Origin of the sequence: Runella limosa DSM 17973, assembly GCF_000482465.1 — a bacterium.
GTDB classification, from domain to species: Bacteria; Bacteroidota; Bacteroidia; order Cytophagales; family Spirosomataceae; genus Runella; species Runella limosa.
The window spans coordinates 169,407-187,042 of the sequence record NZ_KI519420.1 but is presented as its reverse complement, the minus strand read 5'-3'; the positions used below and the strand labels follow the sequence as shown (position 1 = coordinate 187,042).

13 protein-coding genes are annotated in these 17,636 nt (G+C 46.1%); 6 read left to right on the top strand and 7 right to left on the bottom strand.

All coding sequences use genetic code 11. The annotated features are described in order from the left end of the window. Nucleotides 1–26 precede the first annotated feature (26 nt). From K339_RS0110670 to K339_RS0110655, 4 genes are all read left to right on the top strand, one after another. Nucleotides 27–272 (top strand): DUF433 domain-containing protein, encoded by a 246-nt coding sequence (locus tag K339_RS0110670; protein WP_028523563.1) that lies wholly within the window; start codon nt 27–29, stop codon nt 270–272. 302 nt (nt 273–574) lie between these two features. After that, on the top strand, nt 575–3,184 hold the full coding sequence (locus tag K339_RS33355) for a carbohydrate-binding domain-containing protein (protein WP_051397939.1): 2,610 nt from the start codon (nt 575–577) through the stop codon (nt 3,182–3,184). 210 nt (nt 3,185–3,394) lie between these two features. Further along, nucleotides 3,395–5,383 (top strand): family 10 glycosylhydrolase, encoded by a 1,989-nt coding sequence (locus K339_RS33350; protein WP_051397938.1) that lies wholly within the window; start codon nt 3,395–3,397, stop codon nt 5,381–5,383. A gap of 81 nt (nt 5,384–5,464) precedes the next feature. After that, nucleotides 5,465–6,187: an SIMPL domain-containing protein gene (locus K339_RS0110655; protein WP_028523562.1), complete on the top strand. Its 723-nt coding sequence runs from the start codon at nt 5,465–5,467 to the stop codon at nt 6,185–6,187. A gap of 54 nt (nt 6,188–6,241) precedes the next feature. On the opposite strand, the gene K339_RS0110650 is transcribed toward K339_RS0110655, so the two are convergent. Both K339_RS0110650 and K339_RS0110645 read right to left on the bottom strand, forming a co-directional pair. Next, nucleotides 6,242–7,957 (bottom strand): VRR-NUC domain-containing protein, encoded by a 1,716-nt coding sequence (locus K339_RS0110650; RefSeq protein ID WP_051397937.1) that lies wholly within the window; start codon nt 7,955–7,957, stop codon nt 6,242–6,244. Between the two features lie 18 nt (nt 7,958–7,975). Then, a complete protein-coding gene (locus K339_RS0110645; RefSeq protein ID WP_028523560.1) occupies nt 7,976–8,500 on the bottom strand; it encodes an ion channel in 525 nt (174 codons plus the stop codon). Between the two features lie 461 nt (nt 8,501–8,961). On the opposite strand from K339_RS0110645, the gene K339_RS0110640 reads away from it, so the two are divergent. After that, nucleotides 8,962–10,521, top strand: coding sequence for an OmpA family protein (locus K339_RS0110640; RefSeq protein WP_028523559.1), 1,560 nt, complete (start codon nt 8,962–8,964; stop codon nt 10,519–10,521). 86 nt (nt 10,522–10,607) lie between these two features. On the opposite strand, the gene K339_RS0110635 is transcribed toward K339_RS0110640, so the two are convergent. The 3 genes from K339_RS0110635 to K339_RS0110625 all read right to left on the bottom strand — a co-directional run bounded on the left by K339_RS0110635 (nt 10,608) and on the right by K339_RS0110625 (nt 13,522). Beyond that, a complete protein-coding gene (locus K339_RS0110635; protein WP_028523558.1) occupies nt 10,608–11,012 on the bottom strand; it encodes an Hsp20/alpha crystallin family protein in 405 nt (134 codons plus the stop codon). A gap of 87 nt (nt 11,013–11,099) precedes the next feature. Next, nucleotides 11,100–11,615: a hypothetical protein gene (locus K339_RS0110630; protein WP_028523557.1), complete on the bottom strand. Its 516-nt coding sequence runs from the start codon at nt 11,613–11,615 to the stop codon at nt 11,100–11,102. A gap of 113 nt (nt 11,616–11,728) precedes the next feature. Then, nucleotides 11,729–13,522, bottom strand: a complete 1,794-nt coding sequence (locus K339_RS0110625) for an acyl-CoA dehydrogenase (RefSeq protein ID WP_028523556.1) — start codon at nt 13,520–13,522, stop codon at nt 11,729–11,731. A 257-nt stretch (nt 13,523–13,779) separates the two neighbouring features. On the opposite strand from K339_RS0110625, the gene K339_RS0110620 reads away from it, so the two are divergent. Further along, nucleotides 13,780–14,772: a glycoside hydrolase family 43 protein gene (locus K339_RS0110620; RefSeq protein ID WP_028523555.1), complete on the top strand. Its 993-nt coding sequence runs from the start codon at nt 13,780–13,782 to the stop codon at nt 14,770–14,772. Between the two features lie 56 nt (nt 14,773–14,828). On the opposite strand, the gene K339_RS0110615 is transcribed toward K339_RS0110620, so the two are convergent. Then, nucleotides 14,829–16,988: a xanthine dehydrogenase family protein molybdopterin-binding subunit gene (locus tag K339_RS0110615; protein ID WP_028523554.1), complete on the bottom strand. Its 2,160-nt coding sequence runs from the start codon at nt 16,986–16,988 to the stop codon at nt 14,829–14,831. A gap of 26 nt (nt 16,989–17,014) precedes the next feature. After that, the gene (locus K339_RS0110610; RefSeq protein ID WP_028523553.1) at nt 17,015–17,506 is read right to left on the bottom strand and encodes a (2Fe-2S)-binding protein; all 492 of its coding nucleotides are present in this window, start codon (nt 17,504–17,506) and stop codon (nt 17,015–17,017) included. Nucleotides 17,507–17,636: the final 130 nt, after the last annotated feature.

The following is a 17,636-nucleotide window of genomic DNA, read 5'->3' as shown; positions in this document are numbered from 1 at the left end:
AGTAATTTTGAACAAACAAAACATCCATGACTACCTACATTACCGAACGCATAGCCATCAATCCAGATATATGCAATGGACGACCCATCATTCGTGGAATGCGTATTACTGTTCAAACTGTTCTAGAATTTTTATTTGCAGGAACTCCCCAAGAGGAACTTCTCCACCAATACCCTATGCTCGAACCTGAAGATATAGAAGCGTGTCAACCGTTTGCTATTCAATTGATGGAACAACATTACGTTATTCAGAACATTAAAAATGTAGCCTGATGCCAAAGTATTTAATTGATGTAAATCTGCCCTATTATTTCTCTCTATGGAATACACTGGATTACATTCATCAAAATGATATTTTAAATACCTCGCCAGATACCGATTTCAAAGACCGTCTTGAAGCCATAGAATAAAATACTTTTCTTCTCCCTTCAGCCGAGGCCCGCAATGGTCTCGGCTTTTTTGTGTTTTATTCCCCAAGAAATAGCCCCAAAATGCAACGCAAACCCAAAAAGCTACGTAAATCTCAAAAGTGCACACACATTGATACACCAATACTCTTTTTATAATCTGATACCATGAATCAAAAACGTTTTTTATTAGCAGGGCTTGCTCTGGCATTTATTTTGATTGTCCAAGCGTGTAAAGACAAAGAAATTACTGCCGCAGAATCTGCTAAAGTCACCTCATTAAACTGCTCTAGCGCTACTTTTTCGGCTTCCGCCACTAGCGGAGCCTCGTTTACAGCCACCGCAACTGTTCCATACACGGGCGGAAATGGCGTTGCGTATGCCGAAGGGACAGCCATTGCTTCGACGGGAGTGACTGGACTGACGGCGACTTTATCAGCGGGCACATTAGCCAACGGTAGCGGAACAGCCAGCTTTGTCATTACGGGAACTCCTTCGGCCGCAGGAACGGCCAGCTTTGCCATTGATTTAGGTGGGCAATCGTGTTCGTTGGCCTTGCCCGTTGTTGCTTCCAAAGCAAGTGTCGCCACCCTCACAGGTGCTGTAAACCCTGCCACAGGTACCAACGGCGTAGCTTATACTGGCACAGTAACCCTCACTTACACAGGCGGAAACGGTGGTGCATACGACGTATCCACAGCTTCTTCCACAGGCGTAGAAGGACTTACGGCAACTTTGACAGCAGGGACGTTGGCCAACGGCTCGGGAACACTGATCTATACTATTTCGGGAACACCTACTTCGACGGGTACGGCTGTTTTTAATTTGAGTTTGGGAGGTCAAACGGTAACTGTGAGCATTGCCATCAGCGCGTCTAGTACCGCTTCTACGGCTAAAGACACCGTCGTTATTACCTACTCGGGTACCAGCGCTTCGGTAAGCAACGCCTTCCAAAACGATGGTGTAACTGTCACAACGAGTGGTGCAGATGTTACCGTAAAATCAACCAATACCACCAAAGAAATTGTCTATCTGTTGTCAGGAACGGCAACCAAAGGCAGTTTCAAGATTTACAGCGAGTATAAGTTTAATATTACCATGAAAAGCGTCAGCATTACCAACAGTAATGGCCCCGCCATCAATAGTCAATCTGGTAAAAAAGCAACCATTAATGTCATCGGTACCAACACCCTTATCGACGGCGCTACCTATACAACCAGTTCAGAAGACCAAAAAGGGACGTTTTTTAGCGAAGGACAATTGAGTTTTATGGGAACAGGTACGTTGAACGTCACAGGTAATAACAAACACGGCATTGTTTCCGACGATTATATCTACCTCAGCGAAGCTACTATCATCGTCAAATCAGCAGCAAGTGACGCCATTCATGCCAGTGATTATTTTGCGATGGACAATGGAAGCTTAACCGTTACTTCTGCGACCAGCAACGGTATCGAAGCCGAAGAAGGCTATGTCGCCATTAATGGCGGAACTGTCACCATCAATAGTGTCAACGACGGTATTACGGCTTCGTACGAAGGTACCGATGCTACCATTACTCCGTATGTGTTGATTAAAGGAGGTAAAATTACGGTCACGACGACGGGCGACAAAGGAAACGCCATCAAGAGTGAAAGTTATACAACTATCGGTACCACTGACGCCGTGACGCTCACGGTTTCGGGAAAAGGATCGAAAGGTATCAAAACAGGAGGAGACTTAACAATTACCTCGGGAACGGTTAAAATCACGACCTCAGGAGCTGCCTACTACGATACTGCCGACGCCGACATTGCCGCACCCGCAGGGATCAATTGCGACAAAAACCTAGCCATCAAAGGAGGGACATTGACCGTAACAAGCACAGGTACAGGAGCTAAAGGGATTAGTGTTGATGGTACTGCTACCATTAGTGGCGGCACAACCACCATTTCTGCTACAGGAACAAAATACACCTACAATACCGCAAATACCAGCGAAGCCAAAGGCTTTAAGAGCGATGGTGCGTTTGTGATGAACAACGGAGAACTAAACATTGCCGCTACCGACGACGGTATCAAATCAGAAACCTCAATTACCATCAATGACGGAACGGTGAATATCACCAAATCAACGGAAGGTATCGAATCCAAAACCATCACTTTTGCGGGTGGCACTACCAATGTAACCTCTTCCAACGACGGGGTGAATGCCTCAATGGGAACCACTACTGGCGGCACAGAATCGAACGACGGCAGTAACATCTACATAAAAGGAGGTGTATTGATTGTCGCAGGAAGTGACGGAATCGACAGTAACGGAAACATTACCATTACAGGCGGAACCACCATCATAGGCGGTCCGACAAGTTCGCCCGAAGAAGGAGTTGATGTCAATGGTAATTTCTTGGTTAACGGTGGTATTCTAATTTCGGGAGGCTCCAACGCCCGCATGACCAAAGCCATGAGTACAGGTTCTACGCAAGTAAGTATGTACATCACTTCAAGTGCGCAGGTAGCCGCAAATTCAGTATTGCACATTGAAGATGCTTCAGGCAAAGATATAGTCACCTTTAAACCTAAAAACGCCAACTACTACTTCCATTTCTCTAATCCAAGTTTGGCAAAGAGTACACAGTATAAAATCTATTTCGGAGGAACTTATACAGGCGGCAGCTTTGTAGGCAACTCATCGGGCTGGGGCTTGTACACAGGCGGTACGTATTCTAACTCAGGTGCTACGCTCAAGTCAACCACCACGACGTCGAGCTCGGCTACGGTGAATACCATTTCGTTTTAATTACTATTCCCCTTTTACTTCATACCACGCCGAGGCTCTGAGAAGGGTCTCGGTTTATTTTTTCACCCCTCCCTGACTTTGTTATTACTCAAACGTACCATTATGTGCGAGATTGGCGTTAATTTTGCAGGCTCATTCTTACATCGTATCAGTCTGAGTCCAATCACCATTCATTCGTAGTGGTTTTTTCTACGTTGAGCATTGAAAATCATGTCATTTTTGAAATATACACTTCTTTTACTGCTAGTTAGTTTTTCACTTTTTGCCCAACCCAAACGTGAGTTTCGGGGGGTATGGATTGCCAATGTAGGTAATGTCGATTGGCCCTCGCAAAAGGGATTATCGGCCCAGCAGCAGCAGCAAGAACTCCGCGACTTATTGGATTTGATTCAGTTACGGGGATTAAATGCCGTTTTTTTCCAAATTCGCAACGCCTGCGACGCCGTTTATGATAGCAAATTCGAGCCGTGGTCGGAATGGCTAACGGGGCAGCAAGGCCAATCTCCTGGGTATGACCCTCTCGCCTTTGCCATTCAGGAATGTCGCAAACGTAACCTCGAAATTCACGCATGGATCAATCCCTATCGCGCGGTCACGGATATTCGTCGGGCTTCGTTGGCTCCCAACCACATCGCCCGTACGCACCCCGACGTGCTACTGTCGTATGGCTCGCTCCGCATTCTCGACCCAGGCCGCCCCGAAGTGCGCAACTTTGTCACCCGTGTGGTCATGGACGTGGTGCGTCGGTACGATGTTGATGGCATTCATTTCGACGACTATTTTTACCCTTACCCCGTCCCAAAGGTAAGCCTCAACGACGAAACGACTTTCCAAAATTACAGCCGAGGTTTTACCAACAAAGCCGATTGGCGGCGCGATAACGTCAATTTGCTCGTCAAAACGGTGTCTGACAGTATTCGTCGGGTCAAGCCTTGGATTAAGTTTGGTGTTTCTCCGTTTGGCATTTGGCGAAATCGCAGTAGCTCGCCCGAAGGCTCTAACTCGCGCGGTTTTGAAGCTTTTTCGGGCAATTTTTCGGATTCTCGCAAATGGGTGCAAGAAGGCTGGGTGGACTACATTGCCCCTCAAGTGTATTGGAGTATGGAAAGTAAGTCGGCCAATTACGCTCAATTGGTTTCGTGGTGGAGTGACAATGTTTCTGAACCCCACCTGTACATTGGTCACGGTGTCTATAAAGTTAATAGTGACCCCCACTGGAAACGTCCGCTCGAAGTACCCAATCAAGTTCGTTACAATCGCTCGTTTGAGAACGTACACGGCAGCATTATGTTCAGTGCGAAAACCCTCCGCAACAACCCCAATCGTTTTTGTGATGCGCTATGCCAAGAGGTGTATCAAAGCCCTGCTCTTGTCCCCGCCATGCCTTGGAAAACCCAAGCGACTCCCCCCACGCCCAAAGAACTCACTGCCCAACTCAACGACAATAATACGATTACTTTATCGTGGTCTTTTCCTTATCAGTTGACGTCGGAGCGGGACAAGGCTCGTTATTTCGTGGTCTATCGCAGCAGCCAGCAATCGTCGATTGATTTGCGCTCGGCTCAGTCGATTCGGACGATTGTAGTCAAAACCGACGGTACATCGACCTTTAGTTTTACCGACAATCAAGTAAAATCCAACACTAAATACAATTATACCGTAAGTGCCTTTAATCGCCTTCACAACGAAAGCCAACCAACGGAAGCGATTAGTCTAACAACCAACTCTAAACAGGTAGAGACCTCTCCCGAGCCAGCAAAAGTTATTTTGCCGTTGGCGACCCAACTCAAAAATGTGCCGATTGAGCCAAATGCCGACGAGCCGATGGAGGCCGTGGCTGCCGCCAGTGAAGAAGACGAGGAGGAAGAAGACGAAGTTGTAGAGGAATCAAAAACGCCCGCAAAGCCACAAAGCACGTCTGTAGCTTCAACCGAATCAGATGAGTTGCTGCAGATTTTCCCCAATCCTTTCAACCAACAAGTCAACATTCGATACCGCTTACCCGAAGCTGCCGAGGTATCGCTTTACGTGTATGATTCGCGCGGAACGCGGGTGGGAGCATTGGTTGTCAACAAGCAGCAAGAAGCTGGAAATTACACCGTTCACTTCAATGTACAGTTCATGAGCGAAGGCACCTACTATGCTCGACTTATGGCGGGTGAAGTGCAGAAAACCGCTAAAATTACCTTGAAGCGTTAGGAATCATTAACAAAACCATTCACAATTTGGGCATCACTTTGACGTTTTTAGCCCAAAACCATCTAATTTTCTTTACTAACCATGAAACGTTTCGTATTAACAGCCGTTTTGCTTGCATCAAGCTTATCCATGTTTGCTCAAACACCTACTACCGTGGACAAAGACCCCATCAAAAAAATCGAGGTGACAGGCACTGCCGAACTCGAAATCGTACCCGACGAGCTTTATTTCACTATTTCGTTGAAAGAGTATTTTAAAGACGAAAAAAATCAAAAAGATAAAATTTCGCTCGAAACGCTTGAGAAGCAATTGATTGACGCCGTCAAAAGCGCAGGTTTACCCAAAGAAAACCTTTCGATTAGCGGTGTAACTGGGTATCGCGAATGGACGGGCAAGAAAAAGCCTCAGCACTTTTTGGCCGCCAAACAATTTCAATTGAAGCTTTCAAACGCCAACAACATCAATGACCTCATGGCCAAAGTCGATGACCGTGGCGTAGAATATGTCAACATGAGCCGCGTTGAGCATTCGAAGAAAGAAGAGTTTCGCCGTCAAGTAAAAATCAACGCCCTCAAAGCCGCCAAGGAAAAAGCGGGGTATCTGCTAGAATCGATCGGTGAAAAACTAGGAGAAGTACTTGAAATCCACGAAGTGGAAGAAGGTAATGTCTATCCGATGTACAAACAAGCACAATACAATGTACGGATGATGGCCGCCGATGCTGCACCCGAATCAGGTGGTGGACTTGAATACGAAAAAATCAAGTACAGCTACCGTATGAATGCGACGTTCCGCATTAAATAATTTGTTCTTCATCTTCAACCTCCCGAAAGTTCTACAACTTTCGGGAGGTTTTCTTTACAAACTTTCCAAGTCTGCCCGCCACTCGACCCGCAGTACCCGCGCATTGACCCCCAAATCGGCCATGAAGTGCATCCAATGAAGCTGTTGCGCCGAAAGGTGATCGGTCGGAGATTTTACCTCCACCAGTTCGAGCCCCTGTTCTCCCCACACCATCAAATCAGGAAATCCTCGCGTATTTTCTCGTAAATTCGTCGCCATTTCAAGCAAAATTGCCCGCAACTGCATCGGGCTGAGGCTACGAGCAATTAGCTTCACTAGCTCCAATAAAATCTCGTTCCAATCCACAAGGACGTTGGCGATTCCAAACTTTTCGATAAACGTACTTTCTAAGACCTGCGCCACTTTTTCGTTGGTATCCAACTCCGATAGTCGCTCGCGAATTTGGGGAGCTCGTTTTCGGTAAAAATCGGGTTGGTAAAAATCCGAAGGCATTCTCTGCAATGGATGGTGAATGGCTTGAACGTTGGTATCGTAAATAATTTCCCAGAAAATAAGCCCAAATAGCCCTCGCCAAGGATAATTTTCGGCATGAAGAGCCCCGTATCCTTTTTCTATAAAATAATCAGCCACCCCTTGCTCTACGCGATGACGATAGCTAATCGGGATTTGCACACTGCTCGATTCTTGCAAAAAGCGCGTCACACTTTTTTTGACCCGCTTTTTAGTGTTTGTGATTTTATCTTGAAAATCGACGGCAAAAAAACGTTCATCGGCATTTTGGGGGGTATGCGCAATCGCTTCGCACAACGCCACCGCTTCTTCCACAAAACCCATGCGGTGCAAAAGGCGCACTCGCCGCTCCCGCGACGGAATTTGATCGGTCAACTGATACACTGTTAGTGCTTGCTCGGGTAGTTTTTGTCGTTCCAAGAAAGCCCCCATCCGATTAATCAGTTTGACGTAACCCGCCTGCGCAACATCACTGAGCGTATGCAGCGAGGCTTGCCAGTTCATAAACCAATCAAAGATTTCTTCGGGAGGTGTAGCAGCTTCTTGAAATTCGTAGAATTGCTGCGCCGTAAGCGACACCATAAATTTGTCTTCCGCGTCTTGGCGCGTGGCAAAACGTGCGGTATAGGCATCGTCGCGGTAGCGTTCGAAGTTGACTTTCCCCAAATCCCTCACCACAAACTCCGTCATATCTGCGTGACGGTTGCCAAAAAACAAGAATTTCAGCATCATTACTTCCACTTCGTAGCCTACTTTAACGACAGGCTCCCCCAGTAAATCGGGCGAATTGATGCGTGAAATCAACAAGTCGAAGGTGTAAGTATGACTCAAAAAACGAATTAAATCGGGCTTTTTGAGGGGTTTGAGCGACAGCTCGGTGGGAGGTGCCAGTTTTATCCACTCTTCTTTGGTAAACAAATTCAGAATTTCGTCGGCATAAGCTGCGTGTTTTACGTCCAAAGGCTCAATAAACCCACGCTCCTCTAGTTCGTACAAAGCCGCTGGAATATCCTCTAGTTCGTTGTATTTCAACTTATTGGTTCGAAAAAAAAGCCCTCGTCGATTACTAAACCGCACAAAAAGGCACTGAGCGTCTTCCGACAGCGCCCTAAAATCGGTGAGAAATTGTTGTTCTGATTCGTTTAAAATTTCCCCGTAGAGCTTTTCAACAAACTCAATCAGAAACAAAAAATAATCCAAGTAGTACTTAGGCGGCAGTTCGACGGGGGGCGTTGGTTCATGGGGTACTAACGACTCCATTTGTGAGGGTTTGAGTGGTTATTGTTTCTTTTTTTGGAGGGATTCTTTCAGGCTAATAAAATCGGAAAGAATAAAAATAACGGTCAAAAATGCTAAAACTATCTCGGTCAGCACCGTAATTTTCGCAGGGATGGTCGCAGGAGTAATATCTCCATAACCAAAAAACGAAAAATTGAGCACGCTAAAATAGCCAAATTCAAACATCAATTCGTAATGCCCTAAAGCAGGGTCAATGCCTGAAAAACTCTGAGCGTTGGCTCGGTACAAACAGTAAAAATCAATGGCATACGAGAGGGCGATTTGGCTCATGTTGGTCACCATCAAAAACAAAAAACGGTGATAGGGTAAATTCTGCGCCGTCGCCCGAATCAACTGTTGCGAATTTTCAAGCACAAACCAGCTTGTTTTCACTAATGAAAGAACAATGACAAATACAGCAAACCAGTTCCCCGAAATCCATCCTTGCACAAATACCCAACGCGCCAATAAACCTAACAGCAAAATCGCTACGTACTCAAGGACATTATTTCGGAGATTTGTCATCGGAAAAGGGGGTATAAAAAGTACATAAATATCGTAAGGAGGTTTCTAAAAACCGCATTCTCTTCATTGGGTTTTGAGAAACCCGACAGCGGTTAGCGTAACCGCTGACACACTCGCACCACCGTGCCGTTGGATTCTCAAATCCAACACAGAGGTTTCTCAAAACCGCATTCTCTTCATTGGGTTTTGAGAAACCCACCAGCGGTTAGTGTAACCGCTGGCACAAAAGCGTGCGGTTGGATTCTCAAATCCAACCACGAGGTTTCTCAAAACCTCGTTCTCTTCATTAGGTTTTGAGAAACCCGCCAGCGGTTAACGTAACCGCTCGCACACTCGCACTTTTGTGAGCAAATATCGTAAGTTTGCCTGCAAAAGCATTTTGAATATCAATTTTAGCAACTATTTCGTTAAAATGGTACGAAATTCGCTTTTAAGCATACAAATGCCTCTAACTTCCATTGATGATGAAGTCAACTCTTATTGCTTTTTCTTGTTTTCTTTTTCCAACTGCGATTGTTTTTGCCCAGCCTAAAGTCGAAAACTTGGGCAATGCCATCAACTCCGAATACAACGAAATCAACCCCGTCATTTCTCCCGACGGCAAAACCCTCTATTTTGGGCGGGTGAGTCACCCCCAAAATGCGCACGGCCAAGAAGGAAGTCAGGATATTTGGTATTCAGAATGGCTTAATAATCAATGGAGTTTGGCCAAACGAATGACTCCTCCGCTCAACAAAGAAGAATACAACTGCGCTTACAGTGTTACTCCCGACGGCAACACCTTGCTCATCATGGGAGCCTACGACCGTGGAGCCTACGAAACACGCGGGTTCTCGTTTAGCAAACGTACTGTTAATGGCTGGTCGGCTCCAAGTAAGCTCAACATTCCAGGATTGGAAGGGATGAGCAAGGGCGAGTATATGTGTGGTTTTTTATCGAACGACGGCAAAACCATGCTCATGGCTTTTAGCGAGAAAAAGCGCAGTACTAAAGACGATTTGTACGTAAGTTTTTTCCAAAAAAATGGCACTTGGACCAAACCACAAAGCCTCGGAGTAGAAGTAAATACCGACGATTTTACGGAAACAACGCCGTTTTTGGCTTCTGACGGTGCTACCATTTATTTTTCGAGCGACCGTACAGGCGGACAAGGCAGCAATGATATTTATTATACCAAACGTATTGATAAAACGTGGAAACGCTGGTCGAAACCCGTCAATCTTGGCCCAGCTATCAACACCGATGGCTACGATGCCTATTATGCCATTGCAGCAGCAGGAGATTATGCTTACATGGTTTCCAAAAAAAATACCCTTGGTAAAGGGGACATCGTTCGTATCAAAATCAAATCAGATGAGCCTTCGGCCGCGCCAATCGTCCCTGCTCCCGACCCTGTTGCGCTGGTGAGTGGAAAGGTAGTTGATACCAAAACAGGTAAACCGATTGATGCCCGTATCATTTACGAAAACTTGGCAGACGGTACCGAAGTGGGCACCGCCCAAACCGACCCTCGGACGGGAGAATATAAAATTGTACTACCTAAAGGGGTGAAATACGGCGTGCGGGCTGTGGCCAAAGACTTTATTGCCGAAGCGCAAAGCATTGACCTTACCAACATGAAAGGTGGCTTTCAGGAAGTAAACGGTACCAACCTTACACTTGTACCGATTGAAATCAATGCAGTTGGGGTATTAAATAACCTCTTTTTCGACACAGGGAAAGCAGCCTTACGTCCCGAATCCAATGCCGAACTTGACCGTATGGTGCTTACTTTCAACGAAAACCCTGGCCTAGTGATGGAAATTGGGGGACATACCGATAACGTAGGTACGGACGCCGCCAACTTAAAACTTTCCCAAGAACGTGCGGATTCGGTGAGAGAGTACTTTATCGGAAAAGGAATTGAACCCGACCGCGTGCAAAGTAAAGGTTACGGGGAAGCCAAACCCAAAGCCACCAACGACACCGAAGAAGGACGCCAAATCAACCGTCGGGTAGAGTTTAAGATTTTGAAGAAATAAAGGCTCGATTTTACTCAAATAAAGGGGTGCTCACAGTTTTCCGCATAAGCGGCGTGTGAGCACCCCCTTTACACGTCATTCCAAGCCTACCATTTCTCAATGTCGATATGACGGCGAAAGTTTCGCTTGGCTTGATTAAAGGGAATCGAAATTTTTAGCACGTTGGCTTGCGCATCAAAGCGTGCCACAATTTCTTCTGCATTCACGTCATTGGGTAAAAACAAATTGCCAATCGTATGGGCTGTTTTTAGGTTTTCTAATCCCTCGGGACGTTCAGCAAAAAGATCTACGAAGTGATATACCCAAAGACGGTCATTGACAACATCTAGGCCAAAGTTGTCGGCACTTACTCCTGCCATTTTTACTTTAACTTCATACCCTTCTTCTTTTTGCTGTACTGCCAAAGTAGGCTCGCTCATACCTCCGTTGGTGGTATTGGCGTAGTCGATGGCGGTAATTATATCTTGCGGAATTTCAATCTTTGCTTTCATTGTCGTAAGTGGTTGCTGTGTGATGATACAAGTACAAACCACATACCAATCCCATTTTTACGACAAAATGGCTTCTTAACAAATACACTAACTGCCAGAATGGCGCAAAAAATCCACAATTTCTTCCATTGGGTACGGTTTTGCCCCATCAATCTCCATCAAATTGGTTAGCGAAGCAGGAGGTTGCCCATACGCTAAAAAACTTTCCCAGATGTACGTCACGTACCACTCAGGTTCTTGCCCCCAGCGCGTGTCAGCCGCTTTCCGAATCCGAAAGGTCTCTTCCGAAATAACCGTAAAAAAACAGCGGTCGTACATCAAATTTAGGTCAGCATCGGCAAAAGCTAAAAAACCTTCAACCACAACCACGTCAAATTGGGTCTGCAAAAAAGCAACCGTTTTACGCAAGAGTTCAAAATCAATCGAGGCAGGAATTTCCCAATCAATGTGATCGCGAACGAGTGGAATATCTTCTATTCGGTTCACAAAATCGTCTTGGTGCAGCGTAATGGCCTTTTTGTTTTGCGAACGTTCGTGCCAAACCAGTGTTTCGGCGAGGGTAGTTTTTCCAGAACGGCTTCGGCCGCCGATACCAATAATCATTGTGTCTGTGGTAGGTTAAAACACAAACTTAAAAGCAAACTCCCTCAAAAACAACAAATCCCGACAATTGTCGGGACTGTTGCTTCGGTTTTCAATTGTTGATTTTTTTTCTTTTAAAGTGCTAACTCTTTTTCAGTTTCAATGGTCAACACTTCTGTATCTTTTAATCGAACCGCCAATCCAAGCGTTTTTGGCACTTCGTAATGGAAGTAAAACTTCATTGTGTGAATTTTGCTTTCGTAGAATGCCAATTCATCCCCTTCAAGCGATTGAGTAAGTAGCGCATTTTTGGCCACAACTCCTTGTTTTAGCCACTGCCACGCCACGGCAATAATCCCAAACATTTCCATGAATAACGTTGCATCCATCAAGTAGCGCTCAATGTCGCCCTGCATGGCGTACGGCATCAAGGCCATCGTTACTTCTTGCAAGCGCCCCAATTCGGCCTTGAGTTTTTGCGCATAAGGCTTCAATTCTTCGTGGGTTTCGGCTTCCGCAATGGTTTTGGCGACTTCGGCAAACAGCAGTTGCGCAGGTTTTCCACCTTTCATGGTCATCTTACGTCCCAACAAATCCTGCGATTGAATCCCCGTTGTCCCCTCATAAATAGGCGTAATGCGAATATCACGGTAGTATTGCTCCAGCGGAAAATCTTCCGTAAAACCGTATCCTCCAAGCACTTGCAAGCCATTACTTACCGCAACTAATCCCATTTCGGTAGGATACGTTTTCGCAATTGGTGTCAATAATTCGAGGATGAGGTGGTATTTTTCTTTTTCTTCGGGGTCTTCACTAGCGTGGGCAATGTCAACACAACGCGCCGTTTCCAACAACAACGACAACGAACCTTCCACTACCGCTTTTTGGAGCAGCAACATCCGTTTTACGTCGGGGTGCTGAATAATCGGAATTTGCGGACTATCTAATACGCTTTTTTCGTTCAGACGGCGGCTTTGTGGGCGTTCTTTGGCATACTGCACCGAGGCACAATAAGCCGCCGACGCAATCGCCGCACCCGTCATCCCGACCCCAATACGCGCTTCGTTCATCATCTGGAACATATACGAAAGCCCCTTGTGCGGTTCTCCCACTAACCAGCCACGACAGTCGTCGCGGTCACCCATGGTAAGGTGCATGGCAGGTACGCCCCGCTGCCCTAATTTATGATATACTCCCGTCGAAGTCACGTCGTTATCAGCGCCATCGAGGCGAAATTTTGGCACGACAAAAAGCGAAATTCCTTTCGTTCCCTTGGGTGCACCGTCGATTCGGGCCAACATCAAGTGAATGATGTTCTCACACTGGTCGTGGTCGCCTGCTGAAATAAAAACTTTCTGTCCTTTAACCAAATAGCTTCCATCGGTTTGTGGAGCAGCAGTAGAAGTAATGTCCGAAAGCGAGCTACCCGCCTGAGGCTCGGTCAACGCCATCGTTCCTTGCCATTTGCCCGAAAGCATATTGGCTACGTAGGTTTGTTTCAATTCATCCGTACCAAACGAATTAATCAACCCAGCTGCTCCAGAGGTAAGCCCTGTGTACATCATGCCATTGTTGGCAGCCATGACGATAAATCCCAAACACGAACTCACCACCTCAGGCAATTGCTGACCACCATCTTCAAACGAAAAGCTTGTTCCTATCAACCCTGCTTCTCCCATGGCTTTCAGGTAATCACCGACTTTAGGATGAACCGTCACTTTGCCATTGTGTAGCTCAGGAGGATTACGATCCAGATCTCGGAAATAGGGATACATCAGATTATCGCCAATCTGCGTCACCGCATCAATCGTCATATCAATCGTTTCGCGGTCGTGAGCGCTGAAATACGGATATTTGTTAAGCGATGCGGCGTCGAATACTTCGTGAAGTAAAAAGTTAAGATTACGACGGCTATAGTACTGTGCCATTGGACGTTAAGTGTTTTAGGTATTATGCAAGCATACGGTTTTGCAAATATAGAAGGAATTTCATTGAAACAAAAAAGGGAGATTATGAACGCCCTCAGGCACACGCTATTTATGTCTTCAATACGTATCGTAGAAGTACAGCCATCAGCGGCATCTAGTTTTTATCAGACTGGCAGAATAAATATGAAGCGCCGTTGAGTAGATAAGTATGTAGCGTTTAGTTTAACAGATAAAACTACTAATTGTAACCCGAAAAAATGAAATCAATTCTTATTTTTCCTCTCCTTTTACTCTCCACACTACAGGCATCAGCACAGGCAAAGCGAGAGATTTTTTTTGCAGATGTGACCGTCTATATAGAGGGAGGCAAGTATTATCTTACTGGGTCAAAAAGTGGAAACGATGGGCCGCAAGGATTTGCCTTTTTAGAATCAAAAGACCTGAAAACATGGACAGTACCTGCTAAGTCAAAAGATTCACTGGGGATGATCCTGACCAAAGGCGACCACACCTTCGGGACTAAAGGCTTCTGGGCACCCCAAATATTCAAAGATAAGGGCACTTATTATATGACCTATACGGCCGATGAGCAAACCGTATTGGCAGAATCAAAATCTTTATTGGGTCCCTACAGGCAAAAAGAAGTCGAGCCTATTGACGGCGCCGAGAAAAATATCGATTCCTATATTTTCAAGGATTCCGACGGCAAATATTATCTCTATTGTGTACGTTTTGATAAAGGAAATTACTTATACGCAGCCGAGTTTGACCTGAAAACCAGAAAGATAAAACCCGAAACTCTGAAAAGGTGTTTTGACCAAACCGAACCTTGGGAGGCAACGCCCAATTTTAAATCGGGTCCCATTATGGAAGGCCCTACGGTTATAAAATTGAAAAATAAATATTACCTGTTTTATTCAGCCAACCATTTCCAGAATATCGATTATGCCATTGGCTATGCCGTGGCCGATTCGCCCTACGGCCCTTGGATAAAATATAAGAACAACCCTATCATTCATCGTTCTATTGTTGGCGAAAACGGCTCAGGACATGGTGACCTGTTTGAAGGACTTGACAAACAACTGTATTATGTTTACCACATTCACAACTCATCAGAAAAAGTAGGCCCACGCAGGACACGGATTGTCCCCGTCGTGAAACAATGGGATGAAAAAGCCAATGTTTACACGTTTGGCGTCAAAGGAAAGGAGGTAATTGTACCCACGATTATTCCAAGTTTCAGAAACTAAAACGCATCAAAAAGCCCAATGAGTTCATTGGGCTTTGTTGATAATAGGAGATAATATTATGCCAACGTATTCAAATCAAATGGCAATCTTCTGATTCGTTTTCCTGTGGCGGCAAAAACGGCATTGGCCAATGCAGGGGCAATCGGTGGTAGCCCTGGTTCGCCTACGCCTCCTGGCTCGGCACCACTTTCCACAATGTGAATTTCTACTTTGGGCATTTCGTTCATGCGCATCACTTGGTACTGGTGGAAATTCGTATGATCAGATTGGCCATTGGTAAAAGTGATACCTTTTTTCACCGCCGCCGTAATTCCCATCACGATGTTCCCTTCCGTTTGGGCTTTGACGTTGTCAGGGTTTACGTAGTGTCCGCAGTCGATTACTGAGACTACTTTTTCGATTTTTACGCCTGTACCTTGTTTTGCTACTGTCACGCAACACGCACTGATACTTCCAAACGATTTAAAAATCGCAATACCTTTTCCTTGTCCCGCAGGAAGTTTTTCGCCCCAATTGGCTTTTTCAGCCAACGTTTCTAGTACTTTTTTGAAACGGGCATCACTCATCAGTTCCAAACGCGCTTTCAACGGGTCTTTGTTGGCCGCGTGTGCCAACTCATCGAAAAACCCTTCTTGGCTAAAACCAAAGTTTGACGCATACACCGAACGCCACCACACAATTGGAATTTCGGTAGGAACGTGGGTATAAGAAATTTTAAACGCAGGAATGTTATATTTCTGTTCTTTTTGACTCAACTCGCCACACACCCAGTCGTCGGGTTTGTTGCTAGGCGCTTTAAATACCTGAAACTGAATCGACTCACCAATCGGGTGGTGGTGGTAAGCCACGATGTTTCCTTTGGCATCTACCCCGCCTTGCATCCGCGCCATCATGCCTGGGCGGTAAGGGCCTTGCGTAATGTCATCTTCCCGCGTCCAAACCAATTTTACAGGCTTTTTCACGTCTTTTGAAAGAAAACAAGCCTCCAGTAAAAAGTCGTGGTAGGCTTTACGTCCAAATGCGCCGCCTAGCAACGCTACGTTGATTTTGATTTGTTCAGGCTTTATTTTCAAATACCCAGCCAAATCGCGCAATGCCCAGTCAGGGCCTTGAATCGGTGCCCAAACTTCGGCTGTACCATCGTCTTTGATGTGCGCAATGGCATTTTCGGGCTCCATAGGTGCGTGGGCCAAAAAGGGCGTTTCATAGACAGCCTCTAGTTTTTTGGCAGCCGCTCCAAACGTCGCAGCAAAATCGCCTTCTTCTTCCGCTTTTAATCCTTCTTTGGTTGCGGCTTCGGCGCATTTTTTAAAGTAAGCGGCCGTTGTCAACGTTTGCCCCAACGTACCGTTATCCCACTGTACTTTTACCACTTTTTTGGCCGAAAGCGCCGCCCAGTAATTATCAGCAATAATCGCCACGGCTTCCGAAGTACGGTGCGGCATCGGGCGCTCACATTTGAGCACTTTTTGTACTCCTTTGATTTTCAGCGCTTCTGCATCATCAATCGACACCACTTTCCCGTGAATCATCGGACTGTGAAGCATAACAGCATAGACCATCCCTGGAACTTCTACGTCGATACCGTACACGGCCTTTCCCGTCACGCGCGCAGGTACGTCCAAGCGAGGTGCATATTTTCCGATAATTTTAAAGTCTTTCGACTCTTTGAGTTTCGGATTTTTCGGGATTTCAAGTTTTGACGCATCGTCGGCTACTTCGCCGTAGGTCAGCGATTTGCCACTGGGTCGGTGAATCACCTTTGCTTTTTCGGCATAACATTCGCTCTCTGGTACACTCCAGCGCTGGGCAGCGGCTTTGATAAGCATTTCTTTGGCTGCTGCTCCTGCTTGACGAATCGGCGTCCATAATGCACGTACACTACTGCTTCCACCCGAGGTTTGATTCCCGTATTTTCCTTTTCCGTCCGACTGCGCAATGGTCACTTGGTCGAGGCTTACTTCGAGTTCTTCGGCCAACAGCGACGGAACCGCCTGCGTAGAACCTTGCCCCATGTCGGGACGCGGGTTGATGAGGGTAATTTGGCCCGTAGGTTGTATTACAATAAAGGGATTTATCTCAAGAGCGAGGGATAGCGGGTCGGTACTCATGTTTACGACGGCAGCCGCATTGCCTTTCGCAAAACTCGATACCCCCAGCACAAAACTCGCCGACGAAAGTCCGAGGGTTTTTAGGAATGTTCTTCTATTACTCATGTCTTTTTTTGCGTTTTGAGAATGGGTTACTTACCTCCCGACATTTCGCCTTTGGGTGATTTAGACTTTGCCGCCGTGTGAATCGCTTTACGAATGCGGTCGTAGGTACCGCAGCGACAAATGTGACCTTGCATGGCACTGGTAATGTCGGCGTCGGTTGGCGTCGGTTTGTCTTTCAACAACGCCGCAGCGGCCATGATTTGTCCTGATTGACAGTAGCCACATTGAGGCACTTGTTCGTCAATCCATGCCTGCTGAACCGGGTGGAGTTTTTCTTCGGTACCAATTCCTTCGATGGTCGTAATTTTGCTTCCTACCACTGACTGAACTGGCAATACACACGAGCGAGTGGGGTGACCGTTCATGTGGACGGTACACGCGCCACACTGTGCCATTCCGCACCCAAATTTTGTTCCTTTCAATCCAACAACATCGCGAATGGCCCACAAAAGTGGCATTTTAGGGTCGATATCAAGGTCATGTTTTTTTCCATTGATATCTAAAGTGATAGCTGCCATAGAAGATAAAATAGCTTTGTTTTTTAAGTAAAGTTTAGGATAAAAACGGTCAAAACCAAGCGCCCCGACCGAAGATACATTTTTGCGGCCTCATCCTACACAAACGAGGGATGAATCGACAAAATTTAAA